Annotated in this window: 14 protein-coding genes; 3 read left to right on the top strand and 11 right to left on the bottom strand. The window is 64.9% G+C overall.

Annotation, left to right across the window (positions count from 1 at the left end; genetic code table 11):
• Window positions 1–37: 37 nt before the first annotated feature.
• The 8 genes from tsaE to KYK29_RS12840 all read right to left on the bottom strand — a co-directional run bounded on the left by tsaE (window position 38) and on the right by KYK29_RS12840 (window position 9,744).
• Window positions 38–1,537 (bottom strand): tRNA (adenosine(37)-N6)-threonylcarbamoyltransferase complex ATPase subunit type 1 TsaE, encoded by a 1,500-nt coding sequence (gene tsaE, locus KYK29_RS12875; protein WP_254691307.1) that lies wholly within the window; start codon window positions 1,535–1,537, stop codon window positions 38–40.
• Window positions 1,538–1,541: 4 nt separating this feature from the next.
• On the bottom strand, window positions 1,542–4,091 hold the full coding sequence (locus tag KYK29_RS12870; protein ID WP_254691534.1) for a PAS domain-containing sensor histidine kinase: 2,550 nt from the start codon (window positions 4,089–4,091) through the stop codon (window positions 1,542–1,544).
• Between the two features lie 204 nt (window positions 4,092–4,295).
• On the bottom strand, window positions 4,296–5,696 hold the full coding sequence (ahcY, locus tag KYK29_RS12865) for an adenosylhomocysteinase (protein ID WP_254691306.1): 1,401 nt from the start codon (window positions 5,694–5,696) through the stop codon (window positions 4,296–4,298).
• 131 nt (window positions 5,697–5,827) lie between these two features.
• A complete protein-coding gene (locus KYK29_RS12860; RefSeq protein WP_254691305.1) occupies window positions 5,828–6,100 on the bottom strand; it encodes an HPr family phosphocarrier protein in 273 nt (90 codons plus the stop codon).
• 17 nt (window positions 6,101–6,117) lie between these two features.
• On the bottom strand, window positions 6,118–6,519 hold the full coding sequence (locus KYK29_RS12855) for a PTS sugar transporter subunit IIA (protein ID WP_254691304.1): 402 nt from the start codon (window positions 6,517–6,519) through the stop codon (window positions 6,118–6,120).
• Between the two features lie 151 nt (window positions 6,520–6,670).
• Complete coding sequence (locus KYK29_RS12850; RefSeq protein ID WP_254691303.1) at window positions 6,671–7,129, bottom strand: HPr kinase/phosphorylase; 459 nt, start codon at window positions 7,127–7,129, stop codon at window positions 6,671–6,673.
• Entirely contained in the window at window positions 7,126–8,868 is a 1,743-nt protein-coding gene (locus KYK29_RS12845; protein WP_437437256.1) for a sensor histidine kinase, read from the bottom strand. Before KYK29_RS12845 ends, KYK29_RS12850 begins: the two co-directional genes overlap by 4 nt.
• Window positions 8,869–9,027: 159 nt before the next feature.
• Window positions 9,028–9,744: a response regulator transcription factor gene (locus KYK29_RS12840; protein WP_254691302.1), complete on the bottom strand. Its 717-nt coding sequence runs from the start codon at window positions 9,742–9,744 to the stop codon at window positions 9,028–9,030.
• 316 nt (window positions 9,745–10,060) lie between these two features.
• Here KYK29_RS12840 and KYK29_RS12835 point away from each other — a divergent pair, with 316 nt between their 5' ends.
• The 3 genes from KYK29_RS12835 (at window position 10,061) to KYK29_RS12825 (ending at window position 12,852) form a co-directional block, all read left to right on the top strand.
• On the top strand, window positions 10,061–11,671 hold the full coding sequence (locus tag KYK29_RS12835; RefSeq protein WP_254691301.1) for a phosphoenolpyruvate carboxykinase: 1,611 nt from the start codon (window positions 10,061–10,063) through the stop codon (window positions 11,669–11,671).
• 117 nt (window positions 11,672–11,788) lie between these two features.
• On the top strand, window positions 11,789–12,223 hold the full coding sequence (gene arfB, locus KYK29_RS12830; protein WP_254691300.1) for an alternative ribosome rescue aminoacyl-tRNA hydrolase ArfB: 435 nt from the start codon (window positions 11,789–11,791) through the stop codon (window positions 12,221–12,223).
• A 2-nt stretch (window positions 12,224–12,225) separates the two neighbouring features.
• Complete coding sequence (locus tag KYK29_RS12825; protein WP_254691299.1) at window positions 12,226–12,852, top strand: alpha-ketoglutarate-dependent dioxygenase AlkB family protein; 627 nt, start codon at window positions 12,226–12,228, stop codon at window positions 12,850–12,852.
• Between the two features lie 33 nt (window positions 12,853–12,885).
• On the opposite strand, the gene coaA is transcribed toward KYK29_RS12825, so the two are convergent.
• The 3 genes from coaA to hisF are packed head-to-tail and all read right to left on the bottom strand — an operon-like array spanning window position 12,886 to window position 15,002.
• Window positions 12,886–13,878 carry a type I pantothenate kinase gene (gene coaA / locus KYK29_RS12820; RefSeq protein ID WP_254691298.1) on the bottom strand — a complete coding sequence of 331 codons (993 nt, stop codon included), beginning with the start codon at window positions 13,876–13,878 and terminating at the stop codon, window positions 12,886–12,888.
• Window positions 13,879–13,890: 12 nt separating this feature from the next.
• Complete coding sequence (locus KYK29_RS12815; RefSeq protein WP_254691297.1) at window positions 13,891–14,214, bottom strand: phosphoribosyl-ATP diphosphatase; 324 nt, start codon at window positions 14,212–14,214, stop codon at window positions 13,891–13,893.
• 11 nt (window positions 14,215–14,225) lie between these two features.
• Window positions 14,226–15,002 (bottom strand): imidazole glycerol phosphate synthase subunit HisF, encoded by a 777-nt coding sequence (hisF, locus tag KYK29_RS12810; RefSeq protein ID WP_254691296.1) that lies wholly within the window; start codon window positions 15,000–15,002, stop codon window positions 14,226–14,228.
• Window positions 15,003–15,007: the final 5 nt, after the last annotated feature.

The raw sequence follows: 15,007 nt of genomic DNA, 5'->3' as shown, positions 1-15,007 counted from the left end.
GAAACGCTTCTGCGCCGCAATCGCGCCGGCCGCATCCTCATGATTCGGTCGCGAGGATTCCAGCCTTTCCGCACCAGTCGCGCAAGGGGGCGAGATCGGGATGGATAAGCGCCCGTTCGAGATTCCTTATCGTGCGCGGCAGATGGCGCATGTAGTGAGGCTTGCCGTCCCGTTGCATCAGCCGCACCCAGAGGCCGACGAGCTTGCAATTGCGCTGCGCCGCCATGACGTGCCAGTCGCGCAGGAACCGCTCGCGGTCGAAACCGGGCTCGCGCCCGCGCAGCGAAAGATAGTGGTCGAGCAGATCGTCGGAAAGCGCCGGCGGAAGATCGACGCGGGCGTCCTGCGCCAGCGACGCCAGATCATAGGCGGACGGGCCGATCATGGCGTCCTGAAAATCGATGAGGCCGACGCGGCCGGTGCCGGTGGCCGCAGGTTGCCACAGGATGTTGGGCGAATGGAAATCGCGCAGCAGCAGATTGTGCTCGCTCCCGGAAAGGCTGTCGATCAGCGCGTCCCAGAGCGCATTGTAATCGCGTCTCTCCGCGTCGCTGGCCGTGCGTCCGCGCTTCCAGGGCAGATACCAGTCGACAAGCAGGCTCACCTCGATGCGGATCGCGTCACGGTCGAAGTCCGGCACCCGGTGGACACTGTCGCCGGTCACGGGCAGATCGCGCCGGAACGGCGTGGAATGAAGCGTCGCGAGGCAGGCGGCGCTTTCGCGGTAACGTTCGGCAACGGGCGCGCCGGCCGCGTCGAGGATGCCTTCGTCGCCGAGATCCTCCATCAGCAGGAGGCCCTGCTCGATATCGGCCGCATGGATCTCCGGCGCGCGCAGGCCGCGGTCGCGAAGATGCCGGGCAACCGCGATGAAAGGCTGAACATCCTCGGCGATATGGGCGATCTGCTGATAGTATTTTCCCTGCGCCAGGATCGGTCCCGGCGGATGGCGGGGCGCGTCCATCAGAACGAAGTGCTGCATGCCGGCATCGATCCGCTCGTAGGCCCGCGTCGAGGCGTCGCCCGTCAGATGCCGCCGTTTTGCTTCCGGATGGCCGGCCTTGCGGAGGAAGTCGCGGATGCCGAGCGAGCGGCGGATACGCAGCTGCGCGGAACCGGTCGCCTCGATCTCGATGCGCCGACCGTCGCCCTCGTGCCGGACGTGCAGGGCGATCCCTTTCGCCGGCAGCACGCCTTCGCCTTTTTCCGGCCATTCGACGAGGCAGATACCGTCCGCAAGGGCTTCGTCGAAGCCGAGTTCGTCAAGCTCGGCGGCATCGGCGATGCGATAGAGGTCGAAATGGGCGACGGGCGGATCGAGCGCGTAGCTCTGAACGAGCGTGAAGGTCGGGCTCGGCACCTCCAGCCCGTCGTCGCCGGCCAGCGCGCGGATCACCGCGCGGGCAAGGGTCGATTTTCCGGCGCCGAGATCGCCGTGCAGCGCCACATAGTCGCCGGCACGCAGCGCCCGCGCCAGATCCTCGCCGAAGCGGATCGTGGCGGCCTCGTCCGGCAGGTAGAGGGAGCCGTCCGTCATCGGGTTATTCCGCGGCGGCGATCGCCGGCAGGGGCGCGGAAGGAATGCGGCAGGTGACGTCCGTTCCCCGTCCTTCGCGGCTGTCGATGGTGACGGTGCCGTGATGCAGGCTGACGAAACTTTCAACGATGGACAGGCCGAGGCCCGCGCCGCCGTGGCCGCCGTGGCTTTCGAAGCGGTTGAAGACCGTCTTCAGCACGTCCTGGGGAATGCCGGGACCGAGGTCGGAAACGGTGAAAAGCAGGTCGCTGCCTTCCCGCCAGCACCGCAGCCGGATGGCGCTGCCTTCGGGCGCGAAATTGGCGGCATTGCCGAGCAGCTTTACGAGGATCTGCTTCAGGCGCTGCCGGTCGGCGACGATGGTGCCGAAATCGGCCGGCGTGGCGATCTCCAGCGTGACGTGGCTTTCACGCAGGCGCTCGGTGAATTGCTGTGACACCTCGTCGATGAGGCCGGCGAGGAGGATGGTCTCATGGTCGAGCCGCATGATTCCGGCATCCACCGTCGCAAGATCGAGAATGTCGTTGACGATCGTCAGCAGCAGTGCCGAGGACGTGGCGATATGATCGACATATTCGGCCTGCCGATCCGTCAGGTCGCCGATCGTGGGGGTCTTGAGCAGCTCGGCGAAGCCGATGATGTTGGTGAGCGGCGAGCGCAACTCATAGGACACATGCTGGACGAAGTCGTTCTTCAGCGCGTCGGCCTTCTGCAACGCCTCGTTCTTCTCGGTCAGCGCGCGGCTGACACGCACGCTGTCGGTGACGTTGACGAAGGTCAGCATGGTCTGGGCGTTGGACAGCGGGATGACGGCGAAATCGAGGATCAGGCCGGTATGAAGCTCCAGAACCCCCTGGCAGCCGGGCCGTTCGTCGTCGAAGCTGGTGATGATATGGGCAAATTGCTTCCAGCCGTCCGGCCGGTCGTAGGAAGGCGCGCAGGCCTGCTCGATCGCCCGGATATGGGTGCCGGATTTCGCCTGGGCCTCGCTGATGCCCCAGAGCGCGCGGAAGGCCGGATTGGACAGGCGGATACGACCGTCCGGGCTGAACACCGCCACCCCTTCGGCAAGATGGTCGATCGTCTCGTCCTGCACCTGCACCAGCGTGTTGTAGCGCGTTTCGAGATCCACCTTTTCGGTGAGGTTCTCGAACACCCAGGTGGCGCCGCCCTGCGGCCGCGCGGTGGCGAAGACACGCAACGTCTGGCCGTTCGGCAGGTGCCAGAGGTCGGTCTGGGTGTCGATCGCCCGGTAGACGGAAAGGGCGTTTTCCTTCCACTGCTTCCAGTTGAGCGGTTCCGGCAGCTGGCCGGCGGCGCGCAGGCGTTCCAGGATCTCGCCGTTGCCGGGCTTGCTTTCGAGGAAGGCGGTCTCCAGCGTCCACAGCCCGAGGAACGCCTGATTGTAGAATTGCAGGCGCTGGTCGCCGTCGAAAATGGCCACCGGCGTCGCGAGATGATCCAGCGTTTCCGCGTGGCTCTTCAGGGTGCGCGCCAGTTCCTCGCGCACGGCCTCGACATCGGAGACATTGATGGCGATGCCGGCCGATCCCTGCGGCGTGCGGGCGTCGACCACGTCGAAGAAGCTGCGGTTGCCGTGCACGACCGTCGAGACCTTGTCGCGGAACGGTATATCGCAGGTGCTGGTGGCGCGGATCTTCTCCCGTGTCACGGTCGGCAGCAGCTCGCGGTTCTCGTGGACGGCGATTTCCGCGTCGCCGGCCTCCACGGCCTCGCCATAGGCCCGGTTGACCCAGACGAGGGCGCCGTCGGGGCCGCGCTGCCAGACCGGCAGGCCGATCTGGTCGAGCAGGCCCTGCAATGTGGCGAGCGCGGAGGAAAGCCGGTCCCGCTCGATCCTGAGTTCGGCCGCTTCGGCCCGCAGGTTGTTGAGGGCGACGAAGCGGAGGAAGGCCTGCCCGCCGGAAACGCGCCCCTGCGTTTCGAGGATTTCGCCGCGCGTCGTCTCGACGATGAGGTCGAAGCTCTGGGCCTGCGAGCGCAGTTTCTCGATGGCCCTTTCGATCTCGGCGGCGGCGGTCGGCTTCAGCCAGCGTCCGAAGGCGAGAAAATCGCGGTCGGCCGCCGGCGCCCCGGTCTCGGGCGGCAACTGGCCGAGGAATTCCGGCCGCTGCGACAGGCCGTCCCAGACGACGATGCGCCGGTTCTTGTCGCCGATCAGCGCTTGCAGGCGGGAAATATTGTGGCGGGCGTCGGAAAGATGCGTCTTGAGATCACGGTTTTCGGCCTCCATGCGGCCGCGCTGGCGCACCATCCAGATGGCGCAGACCATGGCGGCCGAAAGCACGCCGAGCGCCATGGAGAACGTGACGATCTCGCCGGTCGCAAGGTAGCGGCCGCCGGCCGCGGCATAGGCCGGACCGGCAAGGCCGGCCAGCGCCGAACCCGTCGCGAGAAGCGTGAGAAACCGCCCGTGCCGCTTGCCGAAGAGTGCCCGTATGGCCTTCCCCGTCCATGCGCCGATATGAACCGGCCTGTCTTGTTCCGGTTCGCCGTCGGCGGGTCCGGACACCCCTCGTTTCAATCCAGACATCATCCCCGGTATGTCTCCGTTCAGGTTGCCGCATGATCGACAAGACATACGATCCGACGTGACGAATCCGCATCTGCACGCCGAATCAACTGGTTAAACGATACTTGTTTCCCGAATCGGCGGAAAGGGACGGGGCCAAATAAAGGGGCCGCGCACTCTGTCAAGCGCGCGGCCCCTACATGTTGTGGATAATTACCGGTATGGTTAATACCTGTAGTGTTCCGCCTTGAACGGCCCCTGCGGCGTCACGCCGATATAGGAAGCCTGTTCTTCGGAGAGTTCCGTCAGCCTCACGCCGAGCTTGGCCAGATGCAGCCGGGCCACCTTCTCGTCGAGCTGCTTGGGCAGAACGTAGACCTCGTTCCGGTAGTTCTCGCCCTTCGTGAAGAGTTCGATCTGGGCGAGGACCTGGTTGGAGAACGAGGCGGACATCACGAAGGAGGGATGGCCGGTGGCGTTGCCGAGATTGAGCAGGCGGCCTTCCGACAGCAGGATCATGCGGTTGCCCTTGGGGAACTCGATCATGTCGACCTGCGGCTTGATGTTCGTCCACTTGTAGTTCTTGAGCGCGGCGACCTGGATCTCGTTGTCGAAGTGGCCGATATTGCCGACGATCGCCATGTCCTTCATCTCGCGCATGTGCTCGACGCGGATGACGTCCTTGTTGCCGGTCGTGGTGATGAAGATGTCGGCCGTCGAGACGACATCCTCCAGCCGCACGACCTCGAAACCGTCCATGGCGGCCTGAAGGGCGCAGATCGGATCGATCTCGGTCACCTTCACGCGCGCGCCCGCCCCGGCAAGCGACGCGGCCGAACCCTTGCCGACGTCGCCATAGCCGCAGACGACGGCGACCTTGCCGGCCATCATCACGTCGGTGCCGCGGCGGATGCCGTCGACGAGCGATTCCTTGCAGCCGTACTTATTGTCGAATTTCGACTTGGTGACCGAATCGTTGACGTTGATCGCCGGGAAGGGCAGGAGGCCCTTCTGCTGGAGCTGGTAGAGGCGGTTGACGCCGGTCGTCGTTTCCTCGGTCACGCCCTTGAGAGCGTCGCGCTGCCTGGTGAACCAGCCCGGCGAGGCGGCAAGGCGCTTGCCGATCTGGGCGAAGAGGATTTCCTCTTCCTCCGAACCGGGGTTCGACAGCACGTCCTCGCCGGCTTCGGCGCGCGCGCCGAGCAGAATGTACATGGTGGCGTCGCCGCCGTCATCGAGGATCATGTTGGAGAGGCCGCCGTCGCTCCACTGGAAGATCCTGTCGGTATATTCCCAGTATTCGGTCAGCGTCTCGCCCTTCACGGCATAGACCGGGACGCCGGCGGCGGCGATCGCCGCGGCGGCGTGGTCCTGCGTGGAGAAGATGTTGCACGAGGCCCAGCGGACGTCGGCGCCGAGCGCCACCAGCGTCTCGATGAGGACGGCGGTCTGGATGGTCATGTGCAGCGAGCCGGTGATGCGCGCGCCCTTGAGAGGCTTCGACGCGCCGAATTCCTCGCGGCAGGCCATCAGGCCCGGCATTTCCGTTTCGGCGATGGCGATTTCCTTGCGGCCGTATTCGGCAAGGCCGATGTCGGCGACGTGGTAGTCCTTCGTGGTGGTCATGCGGTTCTCCAGCCTTCTTCTGGCCTCTACTGATCGCGGTGCTCTATCAGGAAAAGGCTGCCGGAGCAACAAAACATAAAGAAGTCTTTATATCCTTATGTTTTTCGAAGGGGGCGCCGCGCCGTGGCGGGTCACATTTCCTCGCCGAAGCGGTCGGCGATGAGCCGGTCGAGGGCGGCGATCGCCTCTTTCGCCTGTTTGCCGCTGGCGGTCACCAGCACGCTGCAACCGGGGCTCGCGGCGAGCATCATCAGGCCCATGATGGATGTTCCGCCGACGGTCATGCCGTCCTTGCTGACGGTGACTTCGGCGTCGAAGGTGTCGACGGTCTGGACGAATTTGGCGGAGGCTCGCGCATGCAGGCCGCGCTTGTTGATGATCAGCAGTTCCTTCGTGACGGTCATGGGGGCGTTGCCAGTCCCTATTTGCCGCTCAGCACGCGGCTTGCAACGTTGATGTACTTGCGGCCGGCCTCGGAGGCGTCGACGAGGGCTTTTTCCATGTTGTTCTCGCCGCGCACGCCGGCAAGCTTGATCAGCATGGGGAGATTGACGCCGGCGATCACCTCGATGCCCTCGCCGGTCATCACCGAAATGGCGAGATTGGAGGGGGTGCCGCCGAACATGTCGGTGAGGATGATCACGCCATGGCCCTCGTCGGCCCGCGCCACGGCCTCGACGATGTCCTGCCGGCGCTGGTCCATGTCGTCCTCGGGGCCGATACAGACGGTCTCGATCGCTTTTTGCGGACCGACGACGTGCTCGAGGGCGAGGCGGAATTCCTCCGCCAGCTTGCCATGGGTGACAAGCACCAGTCCGATCATAAGCAGACGCTCCAGTTTCCCAACACAAACAGCGAGCGGCATACCGCAACGCAACAATTCCGTCCACCGCCGGGGCCGTCATCATGTCAATGAAAAGGGCAAGTGCAAGCCCAAAATAGCCGTTTTTCCGTTTTCGGCGCGCCGGACGGCGTCAACCGGCGGCGATTTCGGGGTGTATCGCCAGAAGAAGCGCAAAGGCGTCGCATCCGGGAAAGAGCGGCAGCCGCGTGAGGGGCAGGAGGAGGCCGGGCAGCGGCTCGATCATCTCTCCCGCCGCAGGCAGGCGTTCCTCGACGGGGGGGCGGACGGGGCGGATCGCCCGGGACACCACGGCCGCCTCGATGGTCGCCGCCGCAAGGATGTCGGTTCCCCGCAATTCGGCAAGCCCGGCGATGGCCGGCGGCCCGCGGGCGACGATACGGTCTCCCGCTCGCGACAGCAGCACCTGGTCATCGCCGACGAGGGCGGAGAACAGGCCGCGTGTGCGGGCCTGTTGCAGACAGTGCAGCGCAACCGCGCTCTTGCCGCTGCCGGAAGGTCCGGTGAAGAAGAGCCCCGTCGTGCCGATCACGATCGCCGTGCCATGCGCATTTGCGCCGGCGGCGGTCATTTGGGCGCGCCGGTGGGCAGCGACAGGGTAAAGCGCGCGCCCCGCATCGCGCCCGTCTCGGGATCGACGATATTGTCGGCTCTCAGCGTGCCGCCATGGGCTTCGGCGATCTGGCGGGAAATGGACAGGCCAAGGCCGGAATTCTGGCCGAAGGCCTCGCTTTCCGGCCGGTCGGTGTAAAAGCGCTCGAAGATGCGGTCGATGTCTTCCGCCTGGATGCCGGGCCCATTGTCCTCGACCTGGACGATGCAATGGTCGTTGCGGCCGCGAAACAGGCGCACGACGATCCGCCCGTCCGCGTCCGGCACGAAGGATCGCGCGTTCTCGATGAGGTTGGTGACGATCTGGCCGATCCGCAGCTCGTAGCCGCTGATCTCGAAACGGGTTTTGGGGTTGTCCTTGCGGTCGACGATGAAATCGAGCGTGACGGCTTTCTTGCGGCGGTTGACCTGGCGCGACACGTCGACCAACTCGCCAAGCAGCTTTTCGAGATCCACCGTGCGGGCGTCGCTGCGCGCCAGTTCCGCATCGAGGCGGGAGGCGTCGGAAATGTCGCTGATCAGCCGGTCGAGGCGGCGCACGTCATGCTGGATGACATCCATCAGCCGGGTCCGCGATTCGTCGTTGCGGGCCAGCGGCAGCGTCTCCACGGCGCTGCGAAGCGAGGTGAGGGGGTTCTTCAGTTCATGGCTGACGTCGGCGGCGAAGCTCTCGATGGCGGCGATCCGGTCGTAGAGCGCGGTGGTCATCTGGCGCAGCGCGATCGAAAGATTGCCGATCTCGTCCTGCCGCGATGAGAAATCGGGGATCTCCTCGCGCTCCTTCGCGCCGCGGCGCACGCGGATCGCCGCCGCCGCCAGCCGCCGGAGCGGTGTGGCGATGGTGCTGGACAACAATAGCGACAGCGCGATGTTGACGAGGCCCGCCACGCCCGCGACCCGCATGATGGCAAGCCGCTCGGCATGGACGATCTTGTCGATATCGCCGGCCTGCGTGGACAGCAGCAGGACACCGAGCACGGCGCGGAAACGCTGGACGGGAACGGCGACGGAGACGATCAGTTCGCCCTTGTCGTTGACGCGCACCACGGCGCCGCGCACGCCGGTCAGCGCGTTCATCACCTCGGGATAGATCGAGCCGTCGCCGCCGGGCGCTTCCTTGTACTGCGGCAGATTGCCGGGTTGCAGCAGCCGGTTGAACCAGATGCTCATGGTGTCGAGGAAGCCGGGGTTTTCGGTGGCCACCGGCGGCAGGTCGAAGCGCAGCACCTGGCCCTGCGTATAGAGATGGCGCGAATCGAGCAGCAGGTTGGCGTCGGTGTCGTAGATGCGCGCGCGGGTGCGGGTGGGCGAGATCAGACGCCGGAGCACCGGCGCCACCCGTTCGGGATTGATCGGGAACTCCAGGTCCTCGTCGTTGGGAAGCGGCGTGATGCTCTGGCCCGCTTGCAGCTCCAGCAGCTTTTCCGGATCGATGGTGATCGAATTGGTGTCGACCGAGGCGGAGGCGGAAATGGCTCCGGCGATGATCTCGCCCTGCGTCAGCAGGCTTTCGACGCGCGCGTCGATCAGGCCTTCGCGGAACTGGTTGAGATAGAGGATGCCGGAGACCAGCACCACAAGCGCGACGAGGTTGAAGAACAGGATGCGCCGGGTGAGGCTCGAAAATACCGCATTGCCGAACAGGCGGCGGGCGAGCGTGAAGGGATGGGTCCAGCGGCGGCGCAGCGAACGCGGCACGGCGCGGTCGTCGATCTCCCTTTCTTCCCTTTCCAGCACGGTTTGCGACAAGCGGTTTCATCCTGTGGACGGAGCCCGCGGGGGTCGTGGCCCCGCCTCCGGGATTGCGGCATGCACCGGGGCCGCAATCGATGCAAGCGAAATTGCCGTCGGCGGCCCTCAGGCGGATTCGCGAAAGCGATAGCCGACCCCGTAGAGCGTCTCGATCATGTCGAAGTCGGAATCGACCATCTTGAATTTCTTGCGCAGCCTCTTGATGTGGCTGTCGATGGTGCGGTCGTCGACATAGACCTGTTCGTCATAGGCGGCGTCCATCAGCGAATCGCGGCTTTTCACCACGCCGGGACGCTGGGCGAGCGAATGAAGGATCAGGAATTCCGTCACCGTCAGCGTCACCGGCTCGCCTTTCCAGGTGCAGGTATGGCGCTCCTGGTCCATCACCAGCTGGCCGCGCTCCAGCGAGCGGGAGGGCGCGTCGTTTCCCTTTGCGGCGCCCGGGGAGGCCGCTTCGCGGTTCGAGGCGCGCCGCAGGATGGCCTTGACGCGCTCCACCAGCAGGCGTTGCGAGAACGGCTTGGTGATGAAATCGTCCGCCCCCATCTTGAGGCCGAACAGCTCGTCGATCTCCTCGTCCTTGGAGGTGAGGAAGATGACGGGCAGATCGGACTTCTGGCGCAGGCGGCGCAGCAGCTCCATCCCGTCCATGCGCGGCATCTTGATGTCGAAGATGGCGAGATGCGGCGGCCGGGCGACAAGCCCGTCGAGCGCGGAGGCGCCGTCGGTATAGGTCTCGACCTTGTAGCCCTCCGCCTCAAGGGCGATCGACACGGAGGTGAGGATGTTCCTGTCGTCGTCAACGAGCGCGATCGTCTGCATTCTTGTGCTCTCCGTGATCATGGGCGCCTTTCCCGAATCCGAATCCTGTTCCGTCCGTCCCGGTCTCGAAGCGCCTCTCTGGGGATAAAGGTGGAACAAATTGTGGCGAAGATAAAGAGCGCTGTTCACGCGCCGCAGGCGGGATGCTTTTTAAATCGATTATCTAAACGATTTAAAAAGTAAGACAATTCTTTAAATCGATTAATTAATTGATATTGTTGATGAATTTGAAATTTCTTCTTGTCTTTGCAAAGGAGTGCGACTAGGTTCGCGCAACTTTCACGCCGGTCTTGTCGTTACGGAGGAAAATCGGGCCATGCAGGAACTTGGAGTTCGCAACCCCGCCCAGGGGTCGGAAGCGATGGGTATCCAGACGAGCGGTACGGTTCGATACAACTTTACCGCCGCCGCCCTTTACGACGAGGCGCTCGGCCGGAACGAGGCGGTGAAGACCGCCCACGGCGCGCTGCGCGCCCTGACCGGCCAGCACACCGGCCGTTCCCCCAGGGACAAGTTCGTCGTGCGCGACGAGCTGACCGCCGATCATGTCTGGTGGGACAACAACAAGCCGCTGACCCGGGAGCATTTCGACGTGCTCCACGCCGACATGCTGGCCCATGCGGCCGATCGCGACCTCTTCGTGCAGGATCTGGTCGGCGGCGCGGATGCGGCCTATGCCCTGCCGACGCGGGTGATCACGGAGCTTGCCTGGCATTCGCTGTTCATCCGCAACCTGCTGATCCGCCCGGAGGAAAAGGATCTCGAGACCTTCGTTCCGGAACTGACCATCCTCAATCTGCCGAGCTTCAAGGCCGATCCGGCCCGCCACGGCGCGCGTACGGAAACGATGATCGCCTGCGATCTTTCGCGCGGCATCGTGCTGATTGCCGGCACCTATTATGCCGGGGAGATGAAGAAGTCGGTCTTCACCGTGCTGAACTGGCTGCTGCCGTCGGAAAAGGTGATGCCGATGCATTGCTCGGCCAATGTCGGTCCCGATGGCGATGCTGCGGTGTTCTTCGGTCTTTCCGGCACCGGCAAGACGACGCTGTCTGCCGATCCGAAGCGCACGCTGATCGGCGACGACGAGCATGGCTGGGGTGAAAACGGCATCTTCAACTTCGAAGGCGGTTGCTACGCCAAGACGATCCGGCTTTCGGCGGAGGCCGAGCCGGAAATCCACGCCACGACGCAACGCTTCGGCACCGTTCTGGAAAATGTCGTTCTCGACGCCGACGGACGTCCGGACTTCGATGACGGCTCGCTGACGGAGAACACCCGCTGCGCCTATCCGCTGCACTTCATCCCGAACGCCAGCGAGACCGGCCGTGCCGGCCACCCGAGGACGATCATCATGCTGACGGCCGATGCCTTCGGCGTGATGCCCCCGATCGCCAGGCTGACCCCCGACCAGGCGATGTATCACTTCCTTTCCGGCTACACCGCCAAGGTGGCCGGCACGGAACGCGGCGTCACCGAACCGGAGGCGACCTTTTCGACCTGCTTCGGCGCGCCCTTCATGCCGCGCCATCCGACGGTCTACGGCAATCTGCTGAAGGAGCTGATCGCCGAGCATGGCGTCGATTGCTGGCTGGTCAACACCGGCTGGACGGGCGGAGCCTATGGCGAGGGCAGGCGCATGCCGATCAAGGCGACGCGGGCGCTCCTGGCCGCCGCCCTCGACGGCTCGCTGAAGGACGCGCTGTTCCGTCGCGACGACAATTTCGGCTTCCAGGTTCCGGTCTGCGTACCGGGCGTGGATACGAAGATCCTCGATCCGCGCTCGACCTGGGCGAACGGCGCCGCCTATGACGCGCAGGCGCGCAGGCTCGTGGACATGTTCGTCGACAACTTCGAGAAATTCGAAGGCCATGTCGATGGCGGTGTCCGCGGCGCTGCGCCGGGGCTGAGAATCGTCGCGGCATGATCCTGCCGATCTGATGTCCAGAAAACCCGGCTGCAACGCCGGGTTTTCGGTTTTCATACGGATCTCCATTCCCGTCATGGCCGGATATCGGCTAGAACGGCCGGGAAAGGAATTCCCATGGCCAGCGCTCCTCTCTACATCAAGGGTTCGATCACCATCGCCGGCTGGGAGCTGACGGAGCAGTTCGTTCTGGCGGGCGGGCCCGGCGGCCAGAACGTCAACAAGGTTTCGACCGCCGTTCAGCTCTTCTTCGACCTGCGGGGCTCGCCGTCGCTCGGCGACCGCGTCAAGGCGAATGCCGGGCGGCTGGCCGGACGCCGGCTGTCGAAGGAAGGTGTCCTGATGATCGAGGCCAATCGTTTCCGCAGCCAGGAGCGCAATCGGGAGGATGCGCGCGAGCGTCTGCGGGAGCTGCTGCTGGAGGCGATGGAGCCGCCACCGCCGCCACGCCGCAAGACAAAGCCGACGAAAGGTTCCGTCGAGCGCAGGCTCAAGGCGAAGGCCGGCCGCTCCGACGTCAAGCGGCTGCGCGGCAAGCCGCAGGGAGACTGATCGTGACTTCGCCCGCCGTCCGTCCGCTTCCTCCCGGCCTTCGCTACCTGCCCGGCCATTTCGACCGCGAGGCGCAGGCAGGCCTCGTCGAGGCCGTCCGGGCGATCGTCCGCGATGCGCCGCTCTTCGTGCCCCGCATGCCGAAGACCGGAAAGCCGCTTTCGGTGCGCATGACCAATTGCGGCCCGCTCGGCTGGGTCACGGATCGCGAGGGGGGATATCGTTACCAGGCTCATCATCCGGCGACCGGAAACCCCTGGCCTGCCATTCCCGAAAGCCTTCTCCGGCTCTGGCAGGCGGTTTCCGATCACGCCGGCCCGCCGGAGGCCTGCCTGGTGAATTTCTACGATGCGGACGCCCGCATGGGCCTGCATCAGGATCGCGACGAAAGCGCGTTTTCCGCACCGGTGGTCTCGGTGTCCCTCGGCGACCAGTGCCTTTTCCGGGTCGGCGGGCTGGAGCGCGGCGATCCGACCCGTTCCTTCCGCCTGTCGAGCGGCGATGTGGTGGTGCTCGGGGGAGAGAGCCGTCTCGTCTTCCACGGCGTCGACCGCATCTATCCCGGAACCTCGACGCTCCTGAAGAACGGCGGACGCATCAATCTGACGCTGCGGCGGGTCAATCCCTGAGGCGGGTTTCCGGCGCGGTTTGCGGCAAGCCCGTCACAGCTTGCGCAGGGCGACGGTGGAGACCAGGTGGTTCTCGCCCTTTTGCAGGATGAGATCGGCGCGCGGGCGCGTCGGCAGGATGTTGCGGCGCAGGTTCTTCAGGTTGATGTCGCGCCACAGATGTTCGGCGATCTCCAGCGCCTCGGTCTCGCTGATCGCCGCATAGCGGTGGAAATAGGAATCCGGATTTCGGAAGGCGGTGTCCCTGAGCCGCATGAAGCGCTGGACATACCAGTTGTGGATCAGGTCTTCCTCGGCGTGGATATAGATCGAGAAGTCGAAGAAATCGGAGACCATCGGCACGATCTTGCCGTCCTCCGGCAGATTGCGCGATTGCAGGACGTTGATGCCCTCGAAGATCAGGATGTCCGGCCGGTCGACGGAACGGAACGTATTGGGCTGAATATCGTAGCTCAGATGCGAATAGGTCGGCGACGGCACATTCGGCTTGCCCGCCTTGATCGCCGAGAGGAAGCGCAGCAGCGCACCCATGTCGTAGCTTTCCGGAAAGCCCTTGCGCTCCATCAGGCCGAGACGTTGCAGCACGGCGTTCGGATAGAGGAAACCGTCGGTGGTGACGAGGTCCACCTTGGGGCTGGAAGGCCAGCGCGACAGCAGTTCCGCGAGAATGCGCGCCGTGGTCGATTTGCCCACCGCAACGGAGCCGGCGATGCCGATCACGAAGGGCGTCTTGGCTTCGTCGGAGAGGCTGAGGAAGCGCTTGCGCTGCTCGAACAATATCTGCGACGATTCCACATGGGCCGAAAGCAGGCGCGACAGCGACAGATAGATGCGCCGCACTTCGTCGAGATCGACCGGGTCGTTCAGCGAGCGCAGCCGGCGCACTTCGTCGGCGGTCAGCGTCAGCGGCGTGTCGGCCCGGAAATGCGCCCATTCCTCGGCCGAGAAGAAACGATAGGGTGAATAGTCGTGATTTCCGAAATCGTCCGGAATGTCCGCCTGTTCCTTGTCGAGCGTCTGCTGCATCGCTGGCCTTGTCTACTGGCTTTGTCGACCGGCCTTTTCGGCAAGCCCGGACCGGCTCGTGCGCCGCTCCAGTTCCTCCATGACGTCTTGTAGCGTCACGCCGGCGATTTTCAAGACGACCATCAGGTGATAGAGCAGATCGGCGGTTTCGCTGGCAAGCGCTCCACGGTCCCCCTCGATCGCCGCGATCACGGTTTCGACCGCCTCCTCGCCCAGCTTCTTGGCGGCCTTGCCCTGTCCGGCGGCGACCAGCTTGGCCGTCCAGGACTCGGTGGGCGCGGCCTGCGACCGGGCGTCGACGATCCGCTCCAGATCGGCAAGGGTGAAATCGCTCATCGCTGTTCTCCTCAGTCGAGCCGCATGGCGATACCGTGCGCAGCCATGTAACGCTTGGCCTCGCCGACCGTATAGGTGCCGAAATGGAAGATCGACGCGGCCAGCACCGCAGTCGCATGCCCGTCGCGCACGCCCTCGACCAGGTGATCCAGCGTGCCGACGCCGCCGGAGGCGATGACCGGCACGGACACCCGGTCGGCGACAGCGCGTGTCAGCGCGATGTCGTAGCCGCTCTTCTGGCCGTCCCGGTCCATGGAGGTGACGAGCAATTCGCCCGCGCCGCGTTCCACCATCTTTTCCGCGAAGGCCACGGCGTCGATGCCGGTCGGCTTGCGGCCGCCATGGGTGAAGATCTCCCAGCGGCCTTCCTCGCCTTCGGCGGAGACCCGCTTGGCGTCGATCGAGACGACGATGCACTGGTTGCCGAACTTGTCGGCGGCCTCGGCGACGAAATCCGGATTGGCGACGGCGGCCGAATTGATCGACACCTTGTCGGCGCCGGCCAGAAGCAGCTTGCGGATATCGGCGACCGCGCGCACGCCGCCGCCGACGGTGAGCGGCATGAAGCAATGGTCGGCGGTGCGCGCCACCACGTCGAAGATCGTATCGCGATTGTCGGAAGAGGCGGTGATGTCGAGGAAGCACAGCTCGTCGGCGCCGGCGGCGTCATAGGCCTTGGCCGATTCCACCGGATCGCCGGCGTCGACGAGATTGACGAAGCTGACGCCCTTGACGACGCGGCCGTCCTTGACGTCGAGGCAGGGGATGACACGGGCCTTGAGGGTCAAAGGAC

The organism is Shinella daejeonensis (assembly GCF_024281235.1).
Classification (GTDB): domain Bacteria; phylum Pseudomonadota; class Alphaproteobacteria; order Rhizobiales; family Rhizobiaceae; genus Shinella; species Shinella daejeonensis.
This window is presented reverse-complemented; position numbering and strand designations above follow the sequence as displayed.

Coding starts and splice junctions, on each gene's coding strand:
- tsaE (WP_254691307.1), bottom strand. CDS start 1,537: ATGACGGACGGCTCCCTCTACCTGCCGGACGAGGCCGCCACGATCCGC.
- KYK29_RS12870 (WP_254691534.1), bottom strand. CDS start 4,091: ATGTCTGGATTGAAACGAGGGGTGTCCGGACCCGCCGACGGCGAACCG.
- ahcY (WP_254691306.1), bottom strand. CDS start 5,696: ATGACCACCACGAAGGACTACCACGTCGCCGACATCGGCCTTGCCGAA.
- KYK29_RS12860 (WP_254691305.1), bottom strand. CDS start 6,100: ATGACCGTCACGAAGGAACTGCTGATCATCAACAAGCGCGGCCTGCAT.
- KYK29_RS12855 (WP_254691304.1), bottom strand. CDS start 6,519: ATGATCGGACTGGTGCTTGTCACCCATGGCAAGCTGGCGGAGGAATTC.
- KYK29_RS12850 (WP_254691303.1), bottom strand. CDS start 7,129: ATGACCGCCGCCGGCGCAAATGCGCATGGCACGGCGATCGTGATCGGC.
- KYK29_RS12840 (WP_254691302.1), bottom strand. CDS start 9,744: ATGCAGACGATCGCGCTCGTTGACGACGACAGGAACATCCTCACCTCC.
- KYK29_RS12835 (WP_254691301.1), top strand. CDS start 10,061: ATGCAGGAACTTGGAGTTCGCAACCCCGCCCAGGGGTCGGAAGCGATG.
- arfB (WP_254691300.1), top strand. CDS start 11,789: ATGGCCAGCGCTCCTCTCTACATCAAGGGTTCGATCACCATCGCCGGC.
- coaA (WP_254691298.1), bottom strand. CDS start 13,878: ATGCAGCAGACGCTCGACAAGGAACAGGCGGACATTCCGGACGATTTC.
- KYK29_RS12815 (WP_254691297.1), bottom strand. CDS start 14,214: ATGAGCGATTTCACCCTTGCCGATCTGGAGCGGATCGTCGACGCCCGG.